Origin of the sequence: Oceanobacillus alkalisoli (assembly GCF_022213125.1) — a bacterium.
Lineage (GTDB): Bacteria > Bacillota > Bacilli > Bacillales > Amphibacillaceae > Oceanobacillus > Oceanobacillus alkalisoli.
In genome coordinates, this window is record NZ_JAKNRA010000009.1 from 1 (window position 1) to 24,858 (window position 24,858).

At 40.4% G+C, this 24,858-nt stretch carries 23 protein-coding genes, 1 other RNA gene and 1 other annotated feature; of the genes, 3 read left to right on the top strand and 21 right to left on the bottom strand.

Features of this window, described 5'->3' with window-relative positions:
* Positions 1-139: 139 nt before the first annotated feature.
* The 3 genes from ssrS to hisS all read right to left on the bottom strand — a co-directional run bounded on the left by ssrS (position 140) and on the right by hisS (position 3,594).
* Positions 140-318: non-coding RNA, 6S RNA (gene ssrS / locus L3V42_RS11665), on the bottom strand.
* Positions 319-545: 227 nt separating this feature from the next.
* The gene (aspS, locus tag L3V42_RS11670; protein ID WP_238472062.1) at positions 546-2,312 is read right to left on the bottom strand and encodes an aspartate--tRNA ligase; all 1,767 of its coding nucleotides are present in this window, start codon (positions 2,310-2,312) and stop codon (positions 546-548) included.
* Position 2,313: 1 nt separating this feature from the next.
* On the bottom strand, positions 2,314-3,594 hold the full coding sequence (hisS, locus tag L3V42_RS11675) for a histidine--tRNA ligase (RefSeq protein WP_238472063.1): 1,281 nt from the start codon (positions 3,592-3,594) through the stop codon (positions 2,314-2,316).
* Positions 3,595-3,664: 70 nt separating this feature from the next.
* Positions 3,665-3,882: a binding site (T-box leader), on the bottom strand.
* Positions 3,883-4,040: 158 nt separating this feature from the next.
* Between hisS and L3V42_RS11680 the strand changes: the two genes are divergently transcribed.
* Positions 4,041-5,099, top strand: a complete 1,059-nt coding sequence (locus L3V42_RS11680) for an N-acetylmuramoyl-L-alanine amidase family protein (RefSeq protein WP_238472064.1) — start codon at positions 4,041-4,043, stop codon at positions 5,097-5,099.
* A gap of 80 nt (positions 5,100-5,179) precedes the next feature.
* Here the strand turns inward: L3V42_RS11680 and dtd are convergent, their stop codons facing one another.
* The 7 genes from dtd to L3V42_RS11715 form a co-directional block, all read right to left on the bottom strand.
* Positions 5,180-5,626, bottom strand: a complete 447-nt coding sequence (gene dtd, locus L3V42_RS11685) for a D-aminoacyl-tRNA deacylase (RefSeq protein ID WP_238472065.1) — start codon at positions 5,624-5,626, stop codon at positions 5,180-5,182.
* A gap of 25 nt (positions 5,627-5,651) precedes the next feature.
* Entirely contained in the window at positions 5,652-7,856 is a 2,205-nt protein-coding gene (locus L3V42_RS11690; RefSeq protein ID WP_238472066.1) for a RelA/SpoT family protein, read from the bottom strand.
* A gap of 209 nt (positions 7,857-8,065) precedes the next feature.
* Positions 8,066-8,578 (bottom strand): adenine phosphoribosyltransferase, encoded by a 513-nt coding sequence (locus tag L3V42_RS11695; RefSeq protein WP_238472067.1) that lies wholly within the window; start codon positions 8,576-8,578, stop codon positions 8,066-8,068.
* Positions 8,568-10,880: a single-stranded-DNA-specific exonuclease RecJ gene (gene recJ / locus L3V42_RS11700; protein ID WP_235760996.1), complete on the bottom strand. Its 2,313-nt coding sequence runs from the start codon at positions 10,878-10,880 to the stop codon at positions 8,568-8,570. Before recJ ends, L3V42_RS11695 begins: the two co-directional genes overlap by 11 nt.
* A gap of 55 nt (positions 10,881-10,935) precedes the next feature.
* Positions 10,936-11,271: a LapA family protein gene (locus L3V42_RS11705; RefSeq protein WP_238472068.1), complete on the bottom strand. Its 336-nt coding sequence runs from the start codon at positions 11,269-11,271 to the stop codon at positions 10,936-10,938.
* 20 nt (positions 11,272-11,291) lie between these two features.
* Entirely contained in the window at positions 11,292-13,544 is a 2,253-nt protein-coding gene (secDF, locus tag L3V42_RS11710; protein ID WP_238472069.1) for a protein translocase subunit SecDF, read from the bottom strand.
* Positions 13,545-13,584: 40 nt separating this feature from the next.
* Positions 13,585-13,869, bottom strand: coding sequence for a post-transcriptional regulator (locus tag L3V42_RS11715; protein WP_235760999.1), 285 nt, complete (start codon positions 13,867-13,869; stop codon positions 13,585-13,587).
* 112 nt (positions 13,870-13,981) lie between these two features.
* Between L3V42_RS11715 and spoVB the strand changes: the two genes are divergently transcribed.
* Positions 13,982-15,535 (top strand): stage V sporulation protein B, encoded by a 1,554-nt coding sequence (gene spoVB, locus L3V42_RS11720; protein WP_235761000.1) that lies wholly within the window; start codon positions 13,982-13,984, stop codon positions 15,533-15,535.
* A gap of 99 nt (positions 15,536-15,634) precedes the next feature.
* Positions 15,635-16,012, top strand: a complete 378-nt coding sequence (locus L3V42_RS11725) for a TIGR04086 family membrane protein (protein WP_235761001.1) — start codon at positions 15,635-15,637, stop codon at positions 16,010-16,012.
* A gap of 113 nt (positions 16,013-16,125) precedes the next feature.
* Here the strand turns inward: L3V42_RS11725 and yajC are convergent, their stop codons facing one another.
* From yajC to pheA, 11 genes are all read right to left on the bottom strand, one after another.
* Positions 16,126-16,383: a preprotein translocase subunit YajC gene (gene yajC / locus L3V42_RS11730; RefSeq protein WP_235761002.1), complete on the bottom strand. Its 258-nt coding sequence runs from the start codon at positions 16,381-16,383 to the stop codon at positions 16,126-16,128.
* Between the two features lie 48 nt (positions 16,384-16,431).
* Positions 16,432-17,571: a tRNA guanosine(34) transglycosylase Tgt gene (gene tgt, locus L3V42_RS11735; RefSeq protein WP_235761003.1), complete on the bottom strand. Its 1,140-nt coding sequence runs from the start codon at positions 17,569-17,571 to the stop codon at positions 16,432-16,434.
* Positions 17,572-17,587: 16 nt separating this feature from the next.
* Positions 17,588-18,616, bottom strand: a complete 1,029-nt coding sequence (gene queA / locus L3V42_RS11740) for a tRNA preQ1(34) S-adenosylmethionine ribosyltransferase-isomerase QueA (RefSeq protein ID WP_238472070.1) — start codon at positions 18,614-18,616, stop codon at positions 17,588-17,590.
* A gap of 43 nt (positions 18,617-18,659) precedes the next feature.
* Entirely contained in the window at positions 18,660-18,851 is a 192-nt protein-coding gene (locus tag L3V42_RS11745) for a DUF2905 domain-containing protein (protein ID WP_235761092.1), read from the bottom strand.
* 2 nt (positions 18,852-18,853) lie between these two features.
* Positions 18,854-19,858, bottom strand: a complete 1,005-nt coding sequence (ruvB, locus tag L3V42_RS11750) for a Holliday junction branch migration DNA helicase RuvB (RefSeq protein WP_235761093.1) — start codon at positions 19,856-19,858, stop codon at positions 18,854-18,856.
* 18 nt (positions 19,859-19,876) lie between these two features.
* Entirely contained in the window at positions 19,877-20,476 is a 600-nt protein-coding gene (gene ruvA / locus L3V42_RS11755; RefSeq protein ID WP_235761005.1) for a Holliday junction branch migration protein RuvA, read from the bottom strand.
* 102 nt (positions 20,477-20,578) lie between these two features.
* Complete coding sequence (locus tag L3V42_RS11760; RefSeq protein WP_235761006.1) at positions 20,579-21,313, bottom strand: YebC/PmpR family DNA-binding transcriptional regulator; 735 nt, start codon at positions 21,311-21,313, stop codon at positions 20,579-20,581.
* 170 nt (positions 21,314-21,483) lie between these two features.
* Positions 21,484-22,017, bottom strand: coding sequence for a YhcN/YlaJ family sporulation lipoprotein (locus L3V42_RS11765; RefSeq protein ID WP_235761007.1), 534 nt, complete (start codon positions 22,015-22,017; stop codon positions 21,484-21,486).
* Between the two features lie 58 nt (positions 22,018-22,075).
* Positions 22,076-22,816: an NAD(+) synthase gene (gene nadE, locus L3V42_RS11770; RefSeq protein ID WP_235761008.1), complete on the bottom strand. Its 741-nt coding sequence runs from the start codon at positions 22,814-22,816 to the stop codon at positions 22,076-22,078.
* Positions 22,817-22,953: 137 nt separating this feature from the next.
* Positions 22,954-23,856, bottom strand: coding sequence for a LysM peptidoglycan-binding domain-containing protein (locus tag L3V42_RS11775; RefSeq protein ID WP_235761009.1), 903 nt, complete (start codon positions 23,854-23,856; stop codon positions 22,954-22,956).
* Between the two features lie 140 nt (positions 23,857-23,996).
* Positions 23,997-24,848: a prephenate dehydratase gene (gene pheA, locus L3V42_RS11780; protein WP_235761010.1), complete on the bottom strand. Its 852-nt coding sequence runs from the start codon at positions 24,846-24,848 to the stop codon at positions 23,997-23,999.
* Positions 24,849-24,858 lie beyond the last annotated feature (10 nt).

Genomic DNA, 24,858 nt, shown 5'->3' on the forward strand with positions numbered 1-24,858 from the left:
AGTTCACCGCCAAAAACTCCAAAAAAATAAATAACGATGATAAATTTCTATCAAAAAAGAATCCAAGCCGCATTTTAATGACTTGGATTCTTTTTTTATTATTTTTGGCTAGTTATGTCCCAGCCTCTTTTTTTATGTACGATATCCCGATCGTGCCGTCCAGTAAAAGTTTTGATCCCGCTTTTAGCAGGTGGGTGCCCTGTTCCAAACTGCTGATATTGTCTGCAATAGACGGTATGGCAGAATGGAAACTTCCAGGCTCCCTATCATTTGGTGTTCGGTCAAAATACTTCGTATGAACGCACACATCAGGATATATTGGATTACTTTTTTGAATGTAAACTTATATTAACATAGCTTTTTAGATTAATCAAATGATAAAGTGAAACTTCAATCAGTGGGGGTTCCTTACCTCTCGCTGATTGGTAGTTGAACAGAATCAAGGTGTTAGCTCACGTTCCTTCCCACCTAAACTTTCTCGATATGACCTGAAGGTTTGAGATGAAGATTTTACGGATGGTTACACCGGGATAAACAAACCATAATTAGTCTTTTTGTTTTGCTAATTGAATCGATAACTCTTTCAGTTGTTCTGGAGATACTCCACCTGGCGCTTCCGTTAACAGGTCTGAAGCAGAAGCTGTTTTTGGAAACAGGATCGTATCACGCAAGTTGGAACGGCCTGCAAGCAGCATGATAATCCGGTCAAGGCCTAACGCAATTCCTCCGTGTGGCGGTGCACCATATTCCAGAGCTTCCATTAAAAATCCGAACTGTTCTTCTGCTTCCTCTTTTGTAAATCCAAGGGCTTGGAACATTTTTTCCTGCGTTTCTTTTTGATAAATTCGGATGGAACCTCCACCTAATTCATATCCGTTTAAAACAAGGTCGTACGCATTCGCCCGAACATTCTCAGGTTCTGTTAATAATTTATCGAGCTCCCCTTCCACTGGAGATGTGAATGGGTGATGCGCAGCAAAGTAACGATCAAGTTCTTCGTCGTACTCAAGCAATGGCCAGTCTGTTACCCAAAGGAAATTGTATTTCGACTGATCGATTAAATTCAAGTCTTTCCCAAGCTTTAAACGTAATGCACCTAAACTGTCAAAAACGACTTGATTTTTATCTGCAACAAATAATAATAAGTCACCGTCTGTCACTTCAACTGCTGTTGTTAATTGTGCTTTTTCCTCTTCCGTTAGGAACTTGGCGATTGGACCTTTTAATTCCGTTTCTTCCGCTTTCAACCAAGCAAGTCCTTTAGCACCATACACAGCAGCATATTCTCCCAGCTTATCAATATCTTTTCTGGAGAAATTAGCTGCTTCGCCTTTCACATTCAGGAGTCTCACGCTTCCTCCATTTCCAATTGCCCCTTTGAACACTTTAAATTCTGAGGTTTTGAAAATCGACGTGGCATCAATAATTTCCATAGCAAATCTAGTGTCTGGCTTATCTGAACCGAAGCGATTCATGGCGTCATCATAAGACATCCGTGGAATCGGTAATGTAATATCAATGCCTTTTACTTCTTTCATAACGTATTGCATCATTTTTTCCGTCATTTCCATAATGTCATCACTCGTCTGGAATGACGTCTCAATGTCAATTTGCGTGAATTCCGGTTGACGATCGGCCCGTAAATCCTCGTCACGGAAACAACGGGCAATCTGATAGTATTTTTCAAAACCGCTCATCATGATCAACTGTTTAAACAGTTGCGGAGATTGTGGCAGGGCATAGAATTCTCCAGGATGGACCCGACTAGGCACAAGATAGTCACGGGCACCTTCTGGCGTACTTTTTGTTAAGATTGGTGTCTCCATTTCAAGGAACCCGTCATGATTTAAAAAGTTACGAATCGCCTGGGTTGTTTGGTGACGTAATTTAATGGTCTCTTGCAGACTTGGACGTCTTAAATCAAGATAACGATATTTCAACCTTAGATCCTCAGCAACATCCGTTTCATCTTTAATCATAAACGGCGGGTTCTTCGATTTATTTAAAATTTCAACAGATGAAGCAACTACTTCTATTTTACCTGTTTCCATTAGCGGGTTGACCGTACTCGCGTCCCGTCCGACAACGAGCCCTGTAATCTCCACTACATATTCTGATCGAATCGTATCTGCAATCTTCAGCGCTTCTTCTGATTCATCTGGATTGAACACAACTTGGACAATTCCCGATCGGTCACGTAAATCAATGAAAATTAATCCGCCAAGGTCACGGCGCTTTTGCACCCAACCTTTTAAAAGTATCGTTTGACCGATATGTTCTTCATTTATCGTTCCGGCATAAATTCTCGTCATCTTACTTACCTCCTAATAATTTCCCTGTTAACGTATCGACTATATTCTCAATCGGCAGAACCTGTTGTTCCCCAGTAGCCATTTCTTTTACTGTTATAGTATTGTTTCGTACCTCATCTTCCCCAAGGATTAAAACATATTTCGCTTCATAACGGTCCGCCGCTTTCAATTGGCCTTTCATCTTACGCTGTTGGTAATCTTTATCGACCCCTACACCATTGGCACGCAAATCATGTACGAGACGGACGGCTGCTTGTTCCGCTTCTTTACCAACAGCAACAACATAACAATCTAATTTATCTGTATCCGGTATTTCAACCCCTTCTGCCTCAAGGGCCATCAGAAGACGCTCCAAGCCCATCCCGAATCCGATAGCAGGTGTAGTTGGTCCACCGAACTCCTCAATCATTCCGTTATACCTTCCGCCACCAGCAAGTGTTGTAATTGCGCCGAAGCCTTTTGCATCACTCATGATTTCAAAAGCCGTATGGTTATAATAATCGAGTCCGCGAACTAATGTTGGATCTACAACATACGCAATGTCCATTGCATCCAAGTACTCTTTTACTTCTTCAAAGTAGCTTTTCGATTCTTCATTTAAAAAATCAAGAATCGATGGTGCTGTTCCCATCGCCGGATGGTCTCGGTCCTTTTTACAATCAAGAACCCGTAATGGATTTTGCTCAAGACGGACCTGACAATCAGCACATAATTCTTCTTTATGCGGCGTGAAGTGATCGATCAATGCTTGACGGTGATTCTCTCTACTCTCCTTATCGCCTAAAGAATTAATTACAAGTTTCAAGGAAGTTAATCCTAATGATTGATATACCGTCATTGCCAGGTCAATCACTTCTGCATCGACTGCGGGATCCGCACTGCCTAACACTTCAATACCGAACTGATTCAATTGACGCATTCTTCCCTTTTGCGGACGTTCATAACGGAACATTTCTGCAAAATAATACAATTTGACCGGCTGGTTCACGTCTCCATATAGCTTATTTTGCACATAAGCTCTTGCGACACCAGCTGTCCCTTCAGGTCTTAGTGTTAAACTTCTTCCGCCGCGATCCTCGAACGTGTACATTTCTTTCTGGACAATATCTGTCGTATCGCCGACCCCGCGCTGGAACACTTCCGTATGCTCAAATACAGGTGTACGGATTTCTTTATAATGATACCTTTTACAGACTTCCTTAATTTGTTCTTCAACATACTGCCAAGCTTTGACATCTTTCGGTAAAATATCAACTGTACCTCGTGGTGCATTCATACTCAACACCATCTCCTCCTTCACTCTCTAAAATCATTTGCTAAAAAATCATATAAAAATCCCGTCCCTTATAAAAATAAGGGACGGGATTTTTGCCCGCGTTGCCACCCTAGTTGATGTAAAAACATCCGCTCTCAACAGTTAACGCCTGTCTACGTATATTCCTACTCCAATTTCGGTCTATATCCTCTAGAATGTCTTTCATCGGACTATCGTATAGAAATGCTCTCAGCCAGTGACATTTCTTCTCTGCTTTACCTAGTTTCCAATTACTTTTTCCGTCAACGGTATTGTCTATTTATTCGTATCTTATTTGAATGATTATAATAATAAGCTGTTCCAAGAAAATTGTCAAGAACGATTCCTCCACCTCTAGCTTTGCCACTAGCATTAAAATTTATTATACTTTAAAATGTTACTATAGATTGTATGGATAGATTGGAGGAACAAAATTGTCTTTTAGAAAGATTATTATTCTCTCTCTCACATTTATTTTATTACTTACTTCAACCGTTTTTGCAAAAGAAGCAACGATTAATGAAGATAATTTAAATGTAAGAAGTGGACCTGGTACAGATTTCGACCCTATCGGACGAGTTGATAGTGGTGATGAGTATGAAATCCTTGAAGAAACCGACGAATGGATAAAAATTCAATATGATGATTCTGAAGGCTGGGTAACAAAAGAATTTGTGACAATTAATCAAGACGAATCAAATGAGCAAACGATAGAAGATGAAGAAAAAACAAACGAATCATCGCTATCTACCGTGTCAATCCAGCAAGATGGGACACACTTAAGAAAAGAAGCCTCTCCTCAGTCTGATATTGTTGCATTTACCGAAAAGAATGAAGAATTTGAAGTTGTATCCGAAACCGAGAACTGGCTGGAAATCTCAAATGATGATGTGACAGGCTTTGTTTTACGGGATTATGTTGAAAATAAGGGAAAACGAAATACTAGTCTGCGGGGTAAAACAATTGTCATTGATGCTGGACATGGCGGCAGAGACGTCGGTGCAATTGGCATTAGCGATTCATACGAGAAGGACATTACCTACTTAACGGCTAGGGCGTTGGAAAATGAACTGACAGCGCTTGGAGCTGAAGTTGTAATGACCCGCTTGGAAGATGAATTCGTCCCCTTAGAAAGCCGATCTAGCTTGGCTAACGTTATCAATACAGATGCATTCTTGAGTATACATTACAATAGTTTTCCGGAAGTGCCAACTGTTTCAGGAATCGAGACGTTCTATTACCATGATCAATACGAACCGCTGGCAAGATATGTTCATGACGAAATTATTAGGGAAACCGATGAAGCGGATAGAGGAATTTCCCATCAAGATTTATACGTCACCAGGCAAACGTTCAAACCTGGCGTTCTGCTAGAGCTTGGGTTTATATCCAATAAAGACAGCGATGAGCTATTACATAGTACAGAGTATCAAAAGAAAATGGTGACTGGTATTATCAACGGTCTCCAAAGGTACTTTGCAGAGATCGAATAATACAAAAGAAGCAAGGATACAATGATCACGTATCCTTGCTTCTTTTTTATGAATACAACAAAACTTCAATCATGAGAAGTTCAATTATCTTTGCTGTCGATGATGATGGTGACCGGGCCCTTGTTGGTGAGGTTCACGTCCATCATAGCACCGAATTCGCCTGTTTCTACGTGGATATCCGCCTCACGTAGGGCTTCATTAAAGTGTTCGTATAAACGATTAGCTTCATCAGGCTTAGCTGCATGAACAAAACTCGGTCTTCTTCCCTTTCTCGTATCCGCATATAACGTAAACTGCGAAATGGAAAGAATGCTTCCAACCGTATCTTTTAAAGATAAATTCATCTTTCCATTTTCATCTTCAAAGATACGCAAATGGATGATCTTATTCACCAAATAATCAACATCCTGCTGCGTATCTTCATGTGTCACCCCAAGCAAAACGACGAGGCCGTGTTCGATTTCACCTATGACGGAACCGTCCACAGTTACAGATGCATTGGTTGCGTGTTGAATTACTGCTTTCATTCTACTATTTCTCCTTACTTTATAACTAGTTTATCGTTCTTGTTACAGAGTAAACATCTGGGATTTTCTTTAATCTGCCAACAATTTTTCTTAAATGACTCGTATTTTGAATAAGAATGGTTAGCTGGATAACAACCATTTTATTTTTATCTGTCTGGCCATTCACATGGGTAATGTTTGTCTTCATTTCACTTACAGCATGGAGCACTTCATTCAACATTCCTTGACGATCATATCCAGAGATTTGTAAATCGACATAGTAATGCTTCGAATCCGTATAATGCTCTTCCCAAGATACGTCAATGAAGCGGTCTTTTGCTTCTTCTGTGTCGATATTCGGACAATCGGCACGGTGAACGGACACTCCCCGTCCTTTCGTAATATAACCTTTAATTTCGTCACCTGGTACTGGGTTGCAGCATTTCGCTAAACGAACTAATAAGTTTTCTACGCCTTCTACCCGAACACCAGAATCTTTACGATGGGCTCTTCTTTTTGTCTTTTCGGCTGATTCTTCGGTAAGTATTTTTTTAACACTTTCTTCTTTTTCTCTATCTTTCCGTATTGTATCTGTTAATCTTGTAGCTACAAGTGCCGCCGTAATTCCTTGGTAACCAACAGCTGCATAAAGATCTTCTTCATTCGTAAAACTGAATTTCTCACAAACTCGTTTTAAATTTTCCTCCGTTAACACTTCTTTTGGAAGGATATCCATCGCTCGGATTTCCCGATCGACAGCTTCTTTTCCTTTGATAATGTTTTCTTCCCGACGCTGTTTTTTGAAAAATTGTTTGATACGGCTTTTTGCTTGTGATGTTTTAGCAATCTTTAGCCAATCTTGTGACGGACCATAGGAATGTTTCGAAGTCATCACTTCGATAATATCGCCATTTTTCAGTTTATAATCCAGTGGCTCCATTTTCCCATTAATTTTAGCACCTATTGTTTTATTACCTATTTCTGTATGGATTTTATAGGCAAAGTCAATTGGTACGGATCCGGATGGTAATTCGACAACATCTCCTTTAGGTGTGAACACATACACCATGTCAGAGAATAAGTCGATTTTTAATGACTCGATAAACTCTTCTGCATCATGGGTTTCACTTTGCCAATCCAATATTTCCCGAAACAGTGATAATTTCTCTTCAAATGATCTGCCTGAACCGCTCTTCGCTTGTTTACCTTCCTTATACGCCCAGTGTGCAGCAATCCCGTATTCCGCAATTTCATGCATTTCCTTTGTTCGGATCTGCACTTCAAGCGGATCTCCCTTTGGACCGATAACGGTCGTGTGCAACGATTGATAAAGGTTCTGCTTCGGCATTGCAATATAATCTTTAAACCTTCCTGGCATCGGTTTCCAGTTTGTATGGATGATACCAAGCACAGCGTAACAATCTTTAATACTGTTCACAATAATCCGCACTGCAAGTAGATCATAGATTTCATTAAATTGTTTATGTTGCTTCACCATTTTTTGGTAAATACTATACAAATGCTTCGGTCGGCCAGACATTTCCGCTTCAATATGAACATCATCCAGCTGTGAGGACAATTGCTTGATAACCTCTTCAATATATGTTTCACGCTGTTCCCGCTTCTGCTTCATCAATTGTACGATTCGGTAATACTGCTGCGGGTTCAAATAACGTAGTGAAGTATCTTCGAGCTCCCATTTAATCGTTGAAATTCCGAGCCGATGGGCAAGCGGGGCGAATATTTCGATTGTTTCATTCGCTTTTTGCCGTTGTTTATGAGGTGGTAAATGTTTCAGTGTCCGCATGTTATGCAGACGGTCCGCAAGCTTAATGAGAATGACGCGGATATCTTTAGCCATTGCGACAAACATTTTCCTGTGGTTCTCCGCTTGCAGCTCTTCTTTTGATTCATATTTGATTTTCCCGAGCTTTGTCACACCATCAACAAGCAATGCGACTTCCACATTAAATTCTTCCTCAATTTCTTCCAGAGTTGTGTCGGTATCTTCTACGACGTCATGTAAAAATCCACCTGCAATCGTCTCTGCGTCCATTTGCAAATTGACAAGTATCCAAGCAACTTGGACAGGGTGAACGATATACGGTTCTCCTGACTTCCTAAATTGGCCTTCATGGGATATTTTCGCATATTCATAGGCACGTTTAATAAAGGCTAAATCGTCTGCAGATAAATATTCACTTGCCCTGTCCATTAATTGTTCAATTGTTATAATTTCATCTTTTGCCATTTAATCACCTTTATCAACTATCTAAAATTGTGTAAATGTTTCCGTAGATAAGAAAATTTCCTTGAAAATAATCCTTCTAAATAACTTCCATTATATGCGTTTATTCTTCCACTGTCTATAATTTCGCGAGGAAAGCAGGGCTATGGTCGAATTGGAGGGGTATATTAGAAGAGGTCTGACCAATAATATAGCCAGACCTAATGTGCATGTTAATACGTCATCAAAGATAAAACTTCGTATCCTTCTAATTTATCAATTCCATTTAAATAGCTCAACTCGATAAGAAACGCGCATCCTACTACTACTCCGCCAAGTTCTTCCACTAGCTTAATCGTAGCCTCAATTGTTCCACCTGTTGCTAATAAATCGTCTGTAATCAGGACACGCTGCCCTGGTTTAATAGCATCTTTATGCATAGCCAGAACATTTTCACCGTATTCTAAACCATAATCCACTTGAATTACTTCTCGAGGCAATTTACCTTTTTTCCGAACAGGCACAAATCCGCGTCCCAATGCGTACGATACAGGACAACCAATAATAAATCCTCTTGCCTCTGGTCCGACAATGATGTCCACTTCTTTTTCTTTTGCAAATTCTACAATATCATCTACCGCTGCACGAAATGCGTCGCCATCGGCCATGAGCGGGGTAATGTCTTTAAAAGAAATCCCTTCTTTCGGCCAGTCATTTACGATTTCAATGTATTTATTATAATCCATTTATCATTTCCTCCTTGGGATTCTTCAAATAACCCATATATGGTGTAAACCAGTTTTTAAATTCCTCATAATTGGAATAATACAATTGTTGTTCAATTTCCAACTGACGAACGCGGCTTTGATATGCGTCGGCAGTTTTCAAGTCCTTTTTCTCCGGGTTCGGATTAACATGGACTACTCCGTTATCCATCGTAACAAATTTAAGTTCGGAAAACACGCGCAGCATAAAGATAATATGCTCTTTTGACCATGACTTTATTTTCATAATGGACTGGATTTCCTGTTTCATGTCAATAGTTTTACGCTTATGGAACAGTGCATATAACCAGACAAAATCTTCCCGTGTTGGAAATGTTTTTAAATAGGCACTTTCATTTAATTGGAAACAGGCGTAAATATTGACCGGTTGTATCTTCTGAATGAGTTGAACTAATTCTTCCATATGGGATGGTAATTGATATAAAATCAAATGTGGGACTTTGGGCAATTCTTCGTCTTTCGCTTTATAGCTCATGGTTGGAATCGAGAGGTTTTCAAGGGGTTGCTCAGAAACTGCAACTGCCTCTTCTGTCTCCAAAAAGCTGAAATCGACATTTCTTCGACCACGATAATCAAATAGCTGCCATTCCTCGATGCGCATGTCTTGAATCATAATCTGTGGTTTTCGGTTGCCATTCCATTCATTGATTCCTAACTCCCCCACTACTTGCAGAGGGGTGTTTGGCGAAACTGCATAATATAAATTACCGAAACCAAAGCCGATTCCATCTAAAGTCTTTCCATCTTCGTGAAATTGCAATTTCAAATGGTTCCTTTTGCTCCCAATCTGCCTTCCTTCAGCTGGAATATGCTCAATCTTGAATATAGGTTTTGGGTTACCCATACCATACGGTGCTAATCGATTGATTTCGTTAATCAACCCTTCATTTATTTCAGCAATAGCTATTTCACCGCTAATTGTAATTTCTTCTTTACAATCTTCTTCTGTTAATTGCTCTCTCATATATTCATCAAGCGTGTCCTGGATCAATCCGACATTTTCAAGTGGAATGGTCATCCCCGCAGCTTGGGCATGACCGCCAAACTTAGAAAATAAATGACGGACTTTCATGCAGTTTGCGAATAAATCGAAAGCTGGAATACTTCTTGCAGAGCCTTTTAATTCGTTTGTTTCTGGATTAAAGTTTAAGACAATCGCCGGCTTGCCAAATTGCTTTACAAGTCTTGAAGCGACGATTCCAAGTACACCTTCATTCCAATTTTCCTTATAAACAATCATAACACCAAACTTGCTCGGATTGACCATTTTCTCAGCTTCTTTTCTGATTTCTTCCACAATCCGTTGTCTTTCCTGGTTCAATTGATTAATCTCTTCAGCGAGTTCCTGTGCTTCTTCTGTAAACTCTGTCAGCAGAAGTTCAACGGCAAGCCCGGCATCCTGCAATCTTCCAACAGCATTCAAACGAGGTCCTATTTTAAAGCCGACATCTTCTTCTGTCACATTGCCTTCGATTTTGCAAATCTGTTTTAACGCTGCTATCCCTGGTGTATTGCTAGTCGTTAATTCTTTCAATCCGTAATAAGTAAAGATGCGATTTTCATCTGTTAACGAAACTAAATCAGCAATCGTTCCTATTGCTACGAGTTCAAGAAGATGTTTCGGGAAATAACCAAGTAAGTAATGCGCAAATTTAAAAGCAACTCCAACTCCTGCTAATTCTTTAAATGGATAATCAACAGAGAGTGCGGGATGGATAATTGCATAAGCATCAGGAATTTCATTCTGTGCTTCATGGTGATCGGTAATAATCAAATCAATGCCAAGTGATTTTGCCACGTCAGCTTCATGGACAGCCGTAATTCCGTTATCCACCGTAATAATCACCGTGAAACCATTAGCATAGGCCTGACGAAATGCCGCTTCATTCGGCCCATACCCTTCCGTAAAACGATTAGGTATATAATAAGAACAATTTGCTCCAATCTCTTCTAACGCCTTCATGAGAAGCGCTGTAGATGTGACGCCATCAGCATCATAATCCCCGTATACTAAAATCTTTTCATTTTGTTCCATCGCTTCTCTCACACGTGCAACTGCCTTATCCATCCATTGTATCTCTTCTGGTGAATGAATATCCTCATACGAGGGAGATAAAAACTTTTCCGCTTCTTTAGACGAGCGGATTCCTCGCTGCAGCAATAACTTTTCAACGACAGGAGAAACTTCAAAAGATGTATCATTTATTAATGTTGCATCAGATTCTATTTTGAATGTTTTCCAGTTTGCCTTACTATGTAACATAAATTCACCCCTGACCAATCTATTATACAAAAGACCGGCAGGGGTAGCAATTTAATTATTCTTTTTCATGAGCGGTTTTAAGTTTTTTAGTCTTTGCTTCCTCTTTGATGACAGGAGGCGTTATTCCTGCATTCTCTAAACTTTTCCGGTAGAGCTTATGCTCTTTCTCCAGCTTTGCCATTTGTTTTCTCATTTGAAAGATTTTAAACATGCCTGCAACAGCTGTAATGAGTCCTCCCATTAATACGGAAAACAGAATAACGAGAATGAGAGGAGATGTCGCACTCCAAAAGAAATAATTCACTTGGACAGGTTCAATATTAATAACTGCAAATATTGCAATTAAAATCGTTAGCACAATTGCTAGAATAACGTAACCTTGACCTTTCATTTGCATCTCCTCCTACAAATTTAAACTTGTGGTCCTTCCACACGTTTTTTCTTTCTGAAATCGAGTGGCTTTTCTTTAAGATTTCTGCCCCGTAAAGCGAGCCACACTTGGGCTGCCAAGAAGAGCGATGAATACGTACCTGCAACTAACCCAATGACTAATGCAAGTGTGAATGTAAAGATGGATGAAGCTCCAAGCACGAGAAACGCTAGAATTGCAATTAATGTCGAAATTGTCGTATTCATCGTACGAGTAAACGACTGAATAATACTCTTATTAATAATCTTGGCAAGTACTTTACTAGACGTTACCCGTTTTTCAAATTGAATATTCTCCCGGACTCGGTCAAAGATTACAATTGTATTATTAATGGAGTAACCGATGATCGTAAGGATTGCCGAAACAATCGTTACATCGAATTCAATTTGCGTAATACTGAAGGCAAACAACATGATTAATACATCATGGAAAAGCGCAAGGACTGCAGTTATCCCGAATATCAATTCGAACCGGAATGCAACGTAAATAATGATGAATACCGCTGCAATTGCAACTGCATAGAGGGCATTCTTTACAAGTTCTTCTCCAACAATTGGTGAAACGACACTTATTCCTGGATCAAAGTGATACCTTTCATTAAAAGCTTGTTGAATATCAGCAATTTGTGTATCAGATAGCACCGTATCAAAGCGGGCAACAGCAAGTTCATTATTTTCTCCGGAGAGCACGAGGCTGCTTGCCTCCACTCCGAACTCATCAAATGTTTGTTCCACTTCTTCGATATCAATTGCTTCGTCCGCTACTACTTCAATCCGCGAGCCGCTTGTAAAATCAATGCCTGGATTAATCTTAAAGATTGCTAGTGCAGCAAATCCTGCAACTAAAATAATTCCTGTAAATACAAAAAACTTTTTCCGGTGTTTGACAATATTAATTTCCCGGTTCCATAGCTTCGGTTCTCTCTCCGGTTCCGCAATATCTTTAATTTCGTTGTTCTTGACACCGAACCATGTCTTTCTATTTTTCAAGAAACCGCTTTTCACCCAGAAATTAAGGAGTAGACGGGTTCCCAATACTGCCGTAATGAAGCTGACGAGAATACTAATGATTAACATCGTTGCGAATCCCTTAACTGAACTCGTACCAAAAATGAAAAGGACAACAGCCGCAATCATCGTCGTAATGTTCGCATCTAATATCGTACGGAATGAGTTCTTGCTTCCTGCTTGGAAGGCAGCTTTCACCGACTTGCCTGAGCGGAGTTCTTCCTTATAGCGTTCAAACGTAATAACGTTCGCATCCACTGCCATACCTACACCAAGAATCAACGCGGCAATACCAGAGAGCGTCAGTACTCCATTCATCGCCATGAAGACAAGCAGAACGAAGTAAGTATAGATAATCAGATTGATGGAAGCAATAAATCCAGTAACGCGGTAAACAGCAAGCAAAAATAGAACGACAAGAGCGATACCAATAATACCTGCAAAGACTGTATCATTCAGTGCCTGTTCACCAAACTGTGCCCCAACAGAGGTAGAAAAGATTTCATTCATATGAACTGGCAGCGAACCGGAGTTAATAATATCAGCTAATGCTTTCGCTTCCTCCACCGTGAAATTACCGGTTATCATGACATCGGTCGTATGTAAAGTCTGATCCACGCTAGGTGCGGAAACGAATTTTGGATTCTCCTTTGTTATTTCTTTTTGAAAAGAGTCTCCTTCCTGGAAATCCATCCAAATGACCAATAAATTATCAGGTGATCCCATATCTCTTATCTGCGTTGTAACTTCTCCAAACTTATCTGCGTCATTCAATTTTAGAGAAACAATCGGAGAGTTCGTTGTCTGGTCAAAATCCTGTTTTGCGCTTCCTGGCCGGACGTCGGAGCCATCTAATAATTCGACATCATTTACGTCACGGAAAGAAAGCTGTGCGGACGTGGCAAGCATCTCCCTTGCCTCCTGCTGATTCTCCACACCAGCAAGCTGTACACGTATTCGATTTTCTCCCTCAATATTAATGACTGCTTCACTAATTCCTAACCGGTTCACACGATCATTCAATGTTTGCACGGTACCTTCCATGAGTCCCCGGGTAATTTCCTGATTTTCATCAATCGGGTCGACTTCGTACAGAACTTCAAAGCCGCCTTGTAAATCCAATCCTAAACTTATGTTTTTTGTAACTCCAGTTGTCGTTGTTCCAATCAGTGCACCAAATATAAGCACGATTAGAAAAAAGGCAACGAGTCTGCCTCTTTTTTTCATGTTCCTTGTTCCTCCCTTGATCTCTCGGGTTAAAATTTCTTTATGTATCTAATAAAGCAGCAATGGAATCGGCAAGATTATCATTTTGAAATGAATGGACAGTAAGGTAACTTAAATAAGTAGCTGAATTTAATTGCATAATATCAGCTACCATTTCATAAATCCGCTTATCCGGATATCCTTTCCACACTTTATCGATGAGACATTTCCAGACATCTTCACTTGTTGCCTGTTCATAGCCCATTAAATGTAATTCCTTTGCTTTACTGTCTAAAAATGGTGCAACAGTTCTTTTCCACGTCTTAACATTTTGAATAGCTTCCATCCTTACCCCTCCTAAATGGAGTATTTACAGATTCTTGTCATGCTTGGCCAACACAATTGCATATATATCATTGTATATGAATTTGTATTTTTTGAGAAGGCAGGACGATAAAATGACAAGGCAAACATTTTTACAAGGCGCTTTAATTCTCATGCTCGCAGGAATGATTACGCGTTTTCTCGGTTTCATCAACCGAATTGTAGTTGCGCGTTTAATTGGTGAAGAAGGTGTCGGTCTCTACATGCTCGCCCTTCCGACCTTGTTTTTAGTCATTACTTTAACCCAAATTGGGCTGCCTGTTGCTATTGCTAAACGGGTTGCTGAAGCGGATGCAGTCGGCAATCAAGAGAAAATTAGGAGTATTCTTGTTGTTTCTCTTCTCCTTACGTCGGTTACAAGCATTGTATTAACAATTGCCATGATTCTTGGCTCACCATATATCGCCTCTACACTGCTCACAGACGAACGCACGATTTATCCATTGCTCGCAATCAGTCCGATTGTTCCTATCGTCGCAATCTCTTCTGTTCTAAGGGGCTACTTCCAAGGCAAGCATAATATGAAGCCGCAAAGTTACGCCCAAGTGTTAGAACAAATTGTTCGGATTGTATTTGTCTATATTTTCATTAAGCTACTTCTTCCATATGGAGTTGAATTTGCTGCAGCAGGGGCAATGTTCAGTGTTATCCTCGGCGAGTTCGTCTCTTTAATGTACATGCTATATCAGTTTAAAATGAGAAAATCAGGAGAAAACCGCAGCCGGATTCGTTCTTATTTTAGAAATACACGAGAAACGATACAAGCGTTATTTTCCATCGCCTTACCAAGCACTGGCAGCAGACTAATAGGTTCCATCTCTAATTTCCTTGAACCAATCCTTGTGTCCCAGTCTCTTGCAATTGCCGGAGTCACTGCAACATTGGCAACAAAACAATATGGTGAACTGACAGGCTATGTGATTCCATTATTATTCTTACCAACTTTTATTACACATTCCTTGGCAATCGCTCTTATTCCTTCCATTTCAGAAGCCGGTGCTAAAAATAATCAAAAACTTATTCATTACCGGATCCATCAAGCGATTCGCATTTCCTTTGCCTCAGGTGCAATTGCAACCATTGTACTGTTACTTTTCTCTGAGCAGATTTTATTATTCATGTACGGGAGTTCGAGTGCCAATCAACTGCTCGTTCTCATGGCGCCTTTCTATATTCTACTTTACATCCAGGCCCCATTACAAGCAGCACTACAAGCATTGGATTTTGCAAAAGAATCCATGTGGAATACGTTAATCGGTGCTTTTATGAAATTATTAATTATCATTGTACTCGCACAGCAACCAGAGTTTGGAATGAGCGGAGTTGCCATTGCGCTTTCAACCTCCGTCATTCTCGTTACGCTTTTACACCTTACTGTATTAAATAAAAAAATCAAGTACCGGATCCCGTTGATAGATATGTTAAAAATGGTCGTGCTTTTTATCCTGCCTTTCTTCATCGGTTGGACTTTAAAAGAAATTTATTATTTTAGTTCTGGTAGCTTGATTGTACTCGGAATAGTATTTCTTATCTTGATTGCAGTTTATGTCAGTGCATTGTTTCTCCTTCGCTTTATTACAAAGGAAGAATTACGAGCAATTCCATTACTTGATAAATGGTTACGCTAAATACGACTTGAAAAATTGAGGAGTCTATGAAAAATCACTTCTATTAGGAAGGGGGGATGAATAAAGTAATAAAAAGGACGACCATAGGGGGAGATAACGTTGCAACGGCAATTTATCGCATTATTGTATGGCTGGGTTTTTATTCTTCTGTTCATAGTAGTTTCCAGTTTTGTATTAGCATTAGTTCTACAGTTTACGACGATTAGTCAATGGATGCTTTCCTGGGTAGCATTTTCAGTTGGGTTGGTTGGGTTGTTTATTGGTGGGATGATTACAGGGATTAAGGGGAAATCAAAAGGCTGGGTTGTTGGCGGTTTAACGGGGCTTGGGTTTACATTATTTATCTTCCTTGTTCAATACCTTGGCTATCAAAACGGCTTTTCCATACAGCAAATGCTCCATCACTCAGGATTCATTCTCGCTGCCATTTTTGGTGGCATGATTGGTGTTAACCTATTCCAAAAAGATGCTGAATGATGAAGTTCGGTTTTCCCAGCCACTTGATTACATTAATTTCCCAAACAAAAAATGGCCCTTTAACAGGACCATTTTTTTGTTTGCAATTCTATGTAATTGAATCACATGATAGCTTACTCAGCAACCTTTTCACGGATTGCAGATCGGTCGTACGTAAGTTTCGTACCGTCTCCTGCTTGAATAACTACTGTACCTTCATCAAGCGCATGAATAATTCCATGGAAACCACCGATTGTAACAACTTTATCACCTTTTTGCAGTTCACTTTGCATTTCCCTTACTTGCTTCTGTCTTTTTTGTTGTGGACGGATAAGCAAAAAGTAAAAAATAACAAACATTAAAATAATAGGCAACAACGCCATTAAATCCATACCTCATCCTCCTTCCGTGTTTATTTCTCATAAGAGAAGATTTTCAATTTAAAAGTTTTTTGCATCTGGTTTATTAAACCCGTATTGTTCAAAAAACTCCTCTTTAAAATCACCAAGACGATCTTCGCGTATTGCAGTTCGTACTTGCTCCATTAATTTTAACAGAAAATGAAGATTATGATAAGTGGTAAGTCTGAATCCGAACGTTTCATTACTTTTTACAAGATGACGGATATACGCCCGGGAATAATTTTTACATGCATAGCAATCACAGTTTTCATCAATCGGACGGAAATCACGGGCGAATTTCGCATTTCGCACAACGAGCCTTCCAGTTGATGTCATACATGTCCCATTTCTCGCTATCCGAGTCGGGAGTACACAGTCAAACATGTCAATTCCACGCATCGCCCCATCGATTAAGGAATCAGGTGAGCCGACTCCCATTAAATATCTCGGTTTATCTGTAGGCAGTAAAGGTGTTGTGAAATCAAGCACCCGGTTCATCACATCTTTCGGTTCTCCGACGGAAAGGCCGCCAATTGCATATCCAGGGAAATCAAGAGAGATTAAATCATTGGCACTCTGTTTCCTTAAATCTTCATACTCACCGCCCTGAATAATCCCAAATAATCCTTGTTCATCCGGCCTACCATGCGCTTTTAGGCATCTCTCTGCCCAGCGCGACGTCCTTTCAACGGAAGACTTCATATAGTCATGTGTCGCTGGGTATGGCGGACATTCATCAAAAGCCATCATAATATCAGCGCCGAGATCGTTTTGGATCTGCATCGCTTTCTCTGGAGATAGGAAAAGCTTGTCCCCGTTTAGATGGTTACGGAAATGGACGCCCTCTTCCACAATTTCCCGCATATCACTCAGACTGAATACTTGGAATCCACCTGAATCAGTAAGGATCGCCCCATCCCAATTCATAAATTTATGGAGCCCGCCCGCCTCACGGATAATATCCTCACCTGGCCGGAGCCAAAGGTGGTACGTATTAGAAAGAATAATATTTGCATCCATTTCTTTCAGTTCTTCCGGGCTCATCGTCTTGACCGTTGCAAGTGTCCCGACAGGCATAAATGTCGGAGTATCGAAAGAACCATGTGGCGTATGGACCCTTCCCAACCTTGCTCCTGTCTGTTTATCTGTTTTAATTAATTCATATGTTATAGGTACCATATTATTCTTCCTTTGTCTATATAATTAGCATTGCATCGCCAAAGCTGAAGAAACGATATTCTTTCTCAACCGCTTCTTTATAGGCATTTAATACTTTATCTCTTCCGGCAAGAGCACTGATTAACATAATAAGGGTTGATTTCGGCAGATGGAAGTTCGTAATCAGCCCATCAATCGCCTGGAATGTGTAAGGCGGATAAATAAAAATATCCGTCCAACCGCTTGTTGCAACAAACTTCCCATTATGATCCCTTGCAATTGTTTCTAACGTACGAGTTGAAGTTGTACCAACGGAAATAATCCGGCCATTTGACTGTTTTACTTCATTTAATGTAGCCGCAGTCTCCTCGGGCATATGATAAAATTCTGCATGCATTTCATGTTGTTTAATATTATCTACACTGACTGGACGGAAAGTTCCAAGTCCGACATGTAACGTAATGAATGCAAGTTTTACTCCATATTGCTTAAGTTCCTCCATCAATTCGGTTGTGAAATGTAAACCTGCAGTAGGTGCAGCCGCAGACCCTTCTTCCTTCGCATAAACGGTCTGGTAACGGTCTTTCTCTGGTAATTGTTCTTTTATATATGGCGGTAAGGGCATTTCCCCTAATTTATCAAGCACTTCATAGAAAATACCTTCATAAGAAAACTTAAACATCCGGCCACCATGATCCTTGATTCCAGTACAGACCGCTCGTAACTCATCATTTCCGAATACCAGCTCTGTGCCGATTTTTACTTTCTTCGCAGGCTTTGTCAATACTTCCCATGTGTCCTCTTCTTCTTGATGCAGCAGTAATACTTCAATCTTTGCACCTGTATCTTTTTTTATACCGAATAATCTTGCTGGCAGAACTTTCGTATCGTTTAGCACAAGACAGTCGCCTTGCTTCAAATAATCCTTGATGGCTTTAAATTTCCGGTGCTCTAAGTTATCATTGGCTCGATTTAAGACGAGCAGCTTTGATTGGGTCCTGTCTTTCAGCGGCGTTTGTGCGATGAGATGCTCTGGTAAATGAAAATCAAATTCTTCTATGTTCATAGGTGTCTCCTTCACTCTGCTTCGGTTTGGAAATTTATTCGCATTATTTGAACCTGCCCACAAGATAAAAGAACAGAGTTAAAATAATACTGATTAATATGGAGGTGACAATCGGAAAATAAAAAGTCACGTTTCCAGTTTTGAATTGAATATCACCTGGAAGTCTGCCGATAAAACGCCATATGAGTCCAAGAACGATTAAAACAACTCCAGCGGTGATGAGCAGCTTACTCATATTCATTTTTTCTCTGGCCTCTTCATTCCAAAATGTTCATAAGCTTGGGCAGTAGCCATCCTTCCTCGTGGCGTCCGCTGGATGAATCCTTGCTGCAATAAATACGGTTCATACACATCTTCAATCGTTTGTGATTCCTCGCCAATTGTAGCAGCAATCGTATCTAATCCCACAGGGCCTCCATTAAACCGTTCAATGATGGTCGTTAATAGCTTATGATCAATATGATCAAGCCCAGCGTCATCCACTTGCAGCATCGTCAATGCCTGTCTTGTTATTTCTAAACTGATCGTTTTTTCTCCTTTTACTTGAGAGATATCACGTATACGTCTGAATAAGCGATTCGCAATTCTTGGTGTCCCCCTAGCCCGCAAGGCAATTTCTGCTGCAGCTTCTTTCCGGATCGATGTTTCAAATATTTCTGCAGTCCGTTCCACGATGGAAGTCAAATCCTTCTGCTCATAGTATTCCAGTCTGCTTAAAACACCGAATCGGTCGCGGAGAGGTGCAGTAAGCAGTCCAGAGCGGGTCGTCGCTCCAACTAAAGTAAAGGGCGGAAGATCAATCCGGACGGAACGGGCACTCGGCCCGGTGCCAATGACGATATCGAGAAAATAATCCTCCATTGCAGGATAGAGGACTTCCTCCACTACTCTTGGCAATCGATGTACCTCATCAATGAACAGGACGTCACCTGCCTCAAGCGAAGAGAGAATCGCAGCCAAATCACCAGCTCGTTCTATCGCTGGACCTGAAGTCGTTCGGAAATCAACTTCCATTTCATTCGCGATAATAGCCGCAAGTGTCGTTTTTCCAAGTCCTGGCGGGCCGGAGAGTAAAACATGGTCGAGCGGCTCATTACGCATTTTAGCTGCTTGGATAAAAATTTGTAAATTCTCTTTCACTTTATCTTGCCCTATGTATTGTTTTAATGTTTCCGGACGTAAACTCTGCTCAAGACCGATATCTTCTTCCTGGACTTCCCCGGCTAGCATTCTTTCTTCCATCATACGCTTCCTCCTCTCTTAGCTCTGTAATAATAATGCAAGTCCTTTTCGTACAATCTCATCCGAATTCGATAAGTTTTCTTTTCGTAATGCAGGCATGATACGTGTCAGTTCTCTTTCTGTATAGCCTAAAGCCTTCAGTGCTTCTTTCGCTTCTGATAGAGCAACTTCATCTGTATGACTGATATCTTCTGTATCAGTTGGTGTAATACGGAATGAACTGGTGAGCTTTCCTTTCAGATCTAAAATAATTTGTCTGGCAGTTTTTTTACCAACACCAGGAAACTGTGTCAGGAATTTCTCGTCTTCATTTTCCACTGCTGCAACAAATGATGGGATATCAACCGCACTCATTATACCTAGTGCTCCCTTTGGACCGATTCCTGAGACAGAAATTAGCTTCGTGAATAAATATTTCTCATCTTCATTTTTAAAACCATATAAAAGCTGCGCATCTTCGCGAACGTGGTGATATGTTTGTATGGTTACTTCTTCTTTAAGCCGATTCTGGTAATAAAACGGATTCGGACAAAGCAGTTCATAACCAATCCCACCTGCTTCGACAATTACAGCTTCATCTTGTATTGCCATCAGCTTGCCTTTTATATATGCAATCATCAAAGACCTTCCCCTTTAAATTCCTCATAATTTTATACTAACACAAAACGGTAAAAATGATTAAACTTCTATCCCAGTCTGGAATAGAAGTTTTATGGATAATCATTCATTCGATTCATCTATGTTGTGGTAAACCTCTTGAACATCTTCATTGTCTTCTAATGCATCGATCAATTGCTGTAATTTCTCTGCATCTTCTCCAGATACTGGGGAGTAATTTTGTGGGATTAACGTTAATTCGCTATCTGCTATGTCAAAATCCTTTTCAGTAAAGTAAGCAACCACATCAGAGAAGTTTTCCGGACTCGTAACAATCTCAAATACACCCTCATGTGTCAGGATATCATCTGCTCCTGCTTCTAAAGCTTCAAGCGTCATTTCATCTTCATCGATTTCACCATTATCATTATGGATGATGACGATACCTTTTCTGTCAAACATGAAAGCGACACTTCCGCTTTCTCCAAGGTTTCCGCCGTTTTTACTAAAAGCGTGTCTTACTTCCCCCGCTGTTCTGTTTTTATTGTCGGTAAGCGCATGGACAATAATCGCTACTCCTGCTGGTCCATAACCTTCATAGGTAATCTCCTCAAAGTTCTTCCCGTCTAATGTACCTGTTGCCTTTTTAATGTTTCTTTCTATGTTATCGTTCGGCATATTATCTGCTTTAGCTTTCTCAATTGCTAAGCGCAGTGCCGGGTTCATCGCTTCGTCTCCGCCACCTTGTTTCGCTGCGGTATAGATATCCTTTGCATGACGCATGAAGATTTTACCTCGTTTCGCGTCTTGTGCACCTTTTCTTCTCTGTATATTCTTCCACTTGGAATGACCAGCCATTGGACATTCTCCTCTCTAGCAATATCTTTCATAACTATACCAAAAAATGGCCCTAGTGAAAAGCATAGCCATCACAGCACGATGTTCAGATTGAGGAACGCCATACATTTTTTGGGAGTCCGCAGACTTTCTGTGAGTGCTGCGGATCCCCAGTAGTGCATATACAGCTTTTATTCCCTTTCAAAAAACTTATCGAAACTGTTCATCGGCTTAAATTCTGCTTCTTCGTTTTTATATTCGTTCCACTCGGTATGATCAGTCCAGATAATAAGCTGCTTTTCATCGGCTCCAATTACCTCTCTTACCTGCTTCTCAATTTCCGGAATGACATTTTCTTTATGGGAACGCCCCGAAACATTTTCCCTCAGCCGAACCGCAACATAGATTTGATCATCCAGCTCATGTACCTCTGCCATAATAATATCACGGTTCTCCATTAATTTTTGTGAAATTTGTTCACTCTTATCCGTAGTTGTCGGATCCGTGTAAGAATCAAATTCATTTGTCGAGAGCTGTTCCTTTTGCAACTTTCTGCCATAATCATTGACATTGCCTTCATCATGCCCGCTATGTTTATAACTGGTAGTCCGAGGGCTGATTGTTCTCCCTATTTCATCTTGCTCTGAATTATTTTCCGGAGACATTACGCAGCCTGTTATAAACAAAAACAAAAGCGATAGAAAGAATATTGATTTTTTCATCATAATAAAACAACCTCCTTATCCATAGTTTGTATAAGAAAGGCTGTTTTACACATCTATTTTATTGTCTCCGGTACATTGGCAGGCTTTCCCTCTTATGCTTCGTGCGTTCATGCATGCTTTCAATCAAAACTTGGTCAGCTTCTGATATCGTTTCACCTTTCAAATACGCGTCGATTATCATATAGGAAATACCCATTTCGATTTCATCTGTTTGCTCTTCCCACAAGTCAGCACTCGGAACTTTTTCAATAACAGCTTCTGGCACATTTAAAGCTTGAGCCATTTCACGGACTTCTGTTTTTGTAAAATCAACGAGTGGAAGAATGTCAACTCCTCCATCCCCATATTTTGTAAAGTAGCCGGTGTGCCATTCGGACGCATTATCCGTACCAACGACTAGATAGTTACGGTGCGCTGTAATCGTGTATAAGGTGCTCATTCGTAAACGGGCACGTAAATTGGCATCAGCCAGTTGGTCCTGTGCTTGTGCAAAGCTTTTATTTTCAATCATTTTTTCAGAAATCGTTTGATACATCATCTTGTGTGTTTCCGTTAAGTCGATCGTCATTTCTTCAATCCCGCAAGCTGTCGTCACATCACGGGCATCTTGAATGTTTTTTTCGCTAGTTTGGATAGGCAAGATGACTCCTAAAGAGTTATCAGGATAAGCAAGCTTAATCAGATTTGCTACGACCGCAGAATCCAGTCCGCCACTGACACCGACAAGCAAACCGTCTGCTCTCGCTGCTTCAGTTCGTTCCCTTAACCATTTTACAATCGATTCAATATGTTGTTCCAAGTTGGTCCACTCCTTTATGAACAGTATCTCGTCCCATATTAGCATGAAAATTGGTTTTTTAACACTTACACATACTATACGGTTTACTTCTATTTTACCCGAAAAAAAAGAGACATAACGTCTCTCGTAATTTGGGGCTATTCTTCTTCTACCTCAATTGGTTTATGATCTGTTTCCTTTTCCTCAGGGGTAGGGTATAATTCTAACTCTTCATTCCTCAACCCTGCAGTTGGTTCTGGATACATCTGCATCATATTTGGATCCACCGACTGATACATCTCTTCTTGTGGAGCCTGAAACTGCTGTTGGTGCATCATATTCGGAAAGACTTGAGGTTGGGGTTGAGATTGCATTGGCATAAATATCGGTGCCTGCCAGCCGTGATGAAATGGGTGGTGATACCCGTGTCCCCCGCCACAGCCAAAACCGCAATTACTAGGTACATGCGGCATTGGCATATATCCTTGACAAGGATAAGTAAACATTGGCATCATTGGGGGTTGAGCGAAACATGGTTGGTCCACCGGCGGCATCATTGGCTGTTGCATGGGAGGATGCATTGGCATTGGTGGCTGCATTGGCTGTGTTTCTGGCATGTCTTGTTTCTCTTGCTTCGGCTGTTGTTTCGGTTTTACTTGTTCTTTAGCTTTCGGTTTTTCTTTCTTTTTACTTGTTTTTGGCAGTTCTGGTAAAATTTCTATCGGATATTCTTTATGCTTTTCTTCAAGGGTTGGCAACATTTTTTCTGGTTCAAAAGGAAAGGTCGGCATTTTTGGCAGTTCTGCTGCAGGCTTCTTCTCTACCTGAACTTCTTTCTTCGGAGCTGGAACATGCTTCAGCTCTTCTTTTGGCAATGTTTTTGTTTTTTCGCCTTGCGTTATCTTTTTGGAATGAGTCGGAATCCTTATTTTCATCCCAGGCATGATCATGTCAGGGCTTGCTAAATGTGAATTTAGTTCTTTTAATTCTTCAAAATCCACATGATACTTCTTCGCAATCTCCCATAACGTGTCTCCTTTTTGGACAATGTGTATTTTCAAAAAGATCCTTCCTTTCTAGTTAACAATCTAGGCTAATTACTCTATATCAACATATGCAATGTAATCTTAAAAGTTAACCCGGAAGATACATAAAAAAAGAAGCTGGGATAAATTTTATCTTCCTAGCTTCTTTTTTCTTTCTATAAATTCATGTGATATACAGGATAAGTACCTAATATATTCACCTCACAGCCAAGTGCTTCCAGTTCCCCTTTCACTCCGGGAAATAGAGCATCATCATAGGCTTGATTGACGTCAATAATGAAAAAGTAATTGCCTAACCCTGTTTTTGTCGGACGTGATTCAATTTTTGACAGGTTCATCTTTCTCCAGGCAAAGGCAGAAAGAATTTGATGCAATGCACCTGGTTGGTCGCTTGGTAATATAATTTTTAATGTTGTTTTTTCCAATTGAATCGGGTGTTTAATTTCTAACAAATCCTTATTCTTCGTCAGTGCGATAAATCGTGTATGGTTGTTTGGATAGTCATGAATATTATTCGCATAAATTTGTAGTCCATATTCTTCTGCGGCCAAGCTATTTCCAATTGCAGCAATTGGTTCTGCACTTTCAGCAACGATTTCCGCAGCCCGACCAGTCGAGGTCGTATAAGAGATCTTTGCTGTCATTAAATTTTTATGAATGTAACGATGACATTGAGCAATCGCGTGACTATGGGAATGAATTTCCGTAATTTGTGACAAGTCTCCATCAAAATCCCGCCTTACGAGTAAATGCTGTTGAATAGGCACAACCACTTCAGCAACAACCGGTAAAGTGACTTCATGGATGAGATAATCCACAGTCAACTGAACGGTCCCTTCAATCGCATTCTCTATCGGTACGACGGCGATGTCAATTTCATCATTCGCTACTGCATCAATACACTCCGGAATCGTTGCGTAGCTAACTTTCTCCTCATTATTGAACGTTGTATCCACTGCCAATTTCGTAAATGTACCTTTTGGTCCCAAGTATCCAATCGTCGTCAAAATAGTCCCC

What these genes read in the sequence shown, in the direction of transcription:
- aspS (WP_238472062.1), bottom strand. Translation starts at nt 2,312, where the DNA reads ATGACGAGAATTTATGCCGGAACGATAAATGAAGAACATATCGGTCAA.
- dtd (WP_238472065.1), bottom strand. Translation starts at nt 5,626, where the DNA reads ATGAAAGCAGTAATTCAACACGCAACCAATGCATCTGTAACTGTGGAC.
- L3V42_RS11690 (WP_238472066.1), bottom strand. Translation starts at nt 7,856, where the DNA reads ATGGCAAAAGATGAAATTATAACAATTGAACAATTAATGGACAGGGCA.
- L3V42_RS11695 (WP_238472067.1), bottom strand. Translation starts at nt 8,578, where the DNA reads ATGGATTATAATAAATACATTGAAATCGTAAATGACTGGCCGAAAGAA.
- recJ (WP_235760996.1), bottom strand. Translation starts at nt 10,880, where the DNA reads ATGTTACATAGTAAGGCAAACTGGAAAACATTCAAAATAGAATCTGAT.
- L3V42_RS11705 (WP_238472068.1), bottom strand. Translation starts at nt 11,271, where the DNA reads ATGAAAGGTCAAGGTTACGTTATTCTAGCAATTGTGCTAACGATTTTA.
- secDF (WP_238472069.1), bottom strand. Translation starts at nt 13,544, where the DNA reads ATGAAAAAAAGAGGCAGACTCGTTGCCTTTTTTCTAATCGTGCTTATA.
- L3V42_RS11715 (WP_235760999.1), bottom strand. Translation starts at nt 13,869, where the DNA reads ATGGAAGCTATTCAAAATGTTAAGACGTGGAAAAGAACTGTTGCACCA.
- spoVB (WP_235761000.1), top strand. Translation starts at nt 13,982, where the DNA reads ATGACAAGGCAAACATTTTTACAAGGCGCTTTAATTCTCATGCTCGCA.
- yajC (WP_235761002.1), bottom strand. Translation starts at nt 16,383, where the DNA reads ATGGATTTAATGGCGTTGTTGCCTATTATTTTAATGTTTGTTATTTTT.
- tgt (WP_235761003.1), bottom strand. Translation starts at nt 17,571, where the DNA reads ATGGTACCTATAACATATGAATTAATTAAAACAGATAAACAGACAGGA.
- queA (WP_238472070.1), bottom strand. Translation starts at nt 18,616, where the DNA reads ATGAACATAGAAGAATTTGATTTTCATTTACCAGAGCATCTCATCGCA.
- L3V42_RS11745 (WP_235761092.1), bottom strand. Translation starts at nt 18,851, where the DNA reads ATGAGTAAGCTGCTCATCACCGCTGGAGTTGTTTTAATCGTTCTTGGA.
- ruvB (WP_235761093.1), bottom strand. Translation starts at nt 19,858, where the DNA reads ATGGAAGAAAGAATGCTAGCCGGGGAAGTCCAGGAAGAAGATATCGGT.
- ruvA (WP_235761005.1), bottom strand. Translation starts at nt 20,476, where the DNA reads ATGATTGCATATATAAAAGGCAAGCTGATGGCAATACAAGATGAAGCT.
- L3V42_RS11760 (WP_235761006.1), bottom strand. Translation starts at nt 21,313, where the DNA reads ATGGCTGGTCATTCCAAGTGGAAGAATATACAGAGAAGAAAAGGTGCA.
- L3V42_RS11765 (WP_235761007.1), bottom strand. Translation starts at nt 22,017, where the DNA reads ATGATGAAAAAATCAATATTCTTTCTATCGCTTTTGTTTTTGTTTATA.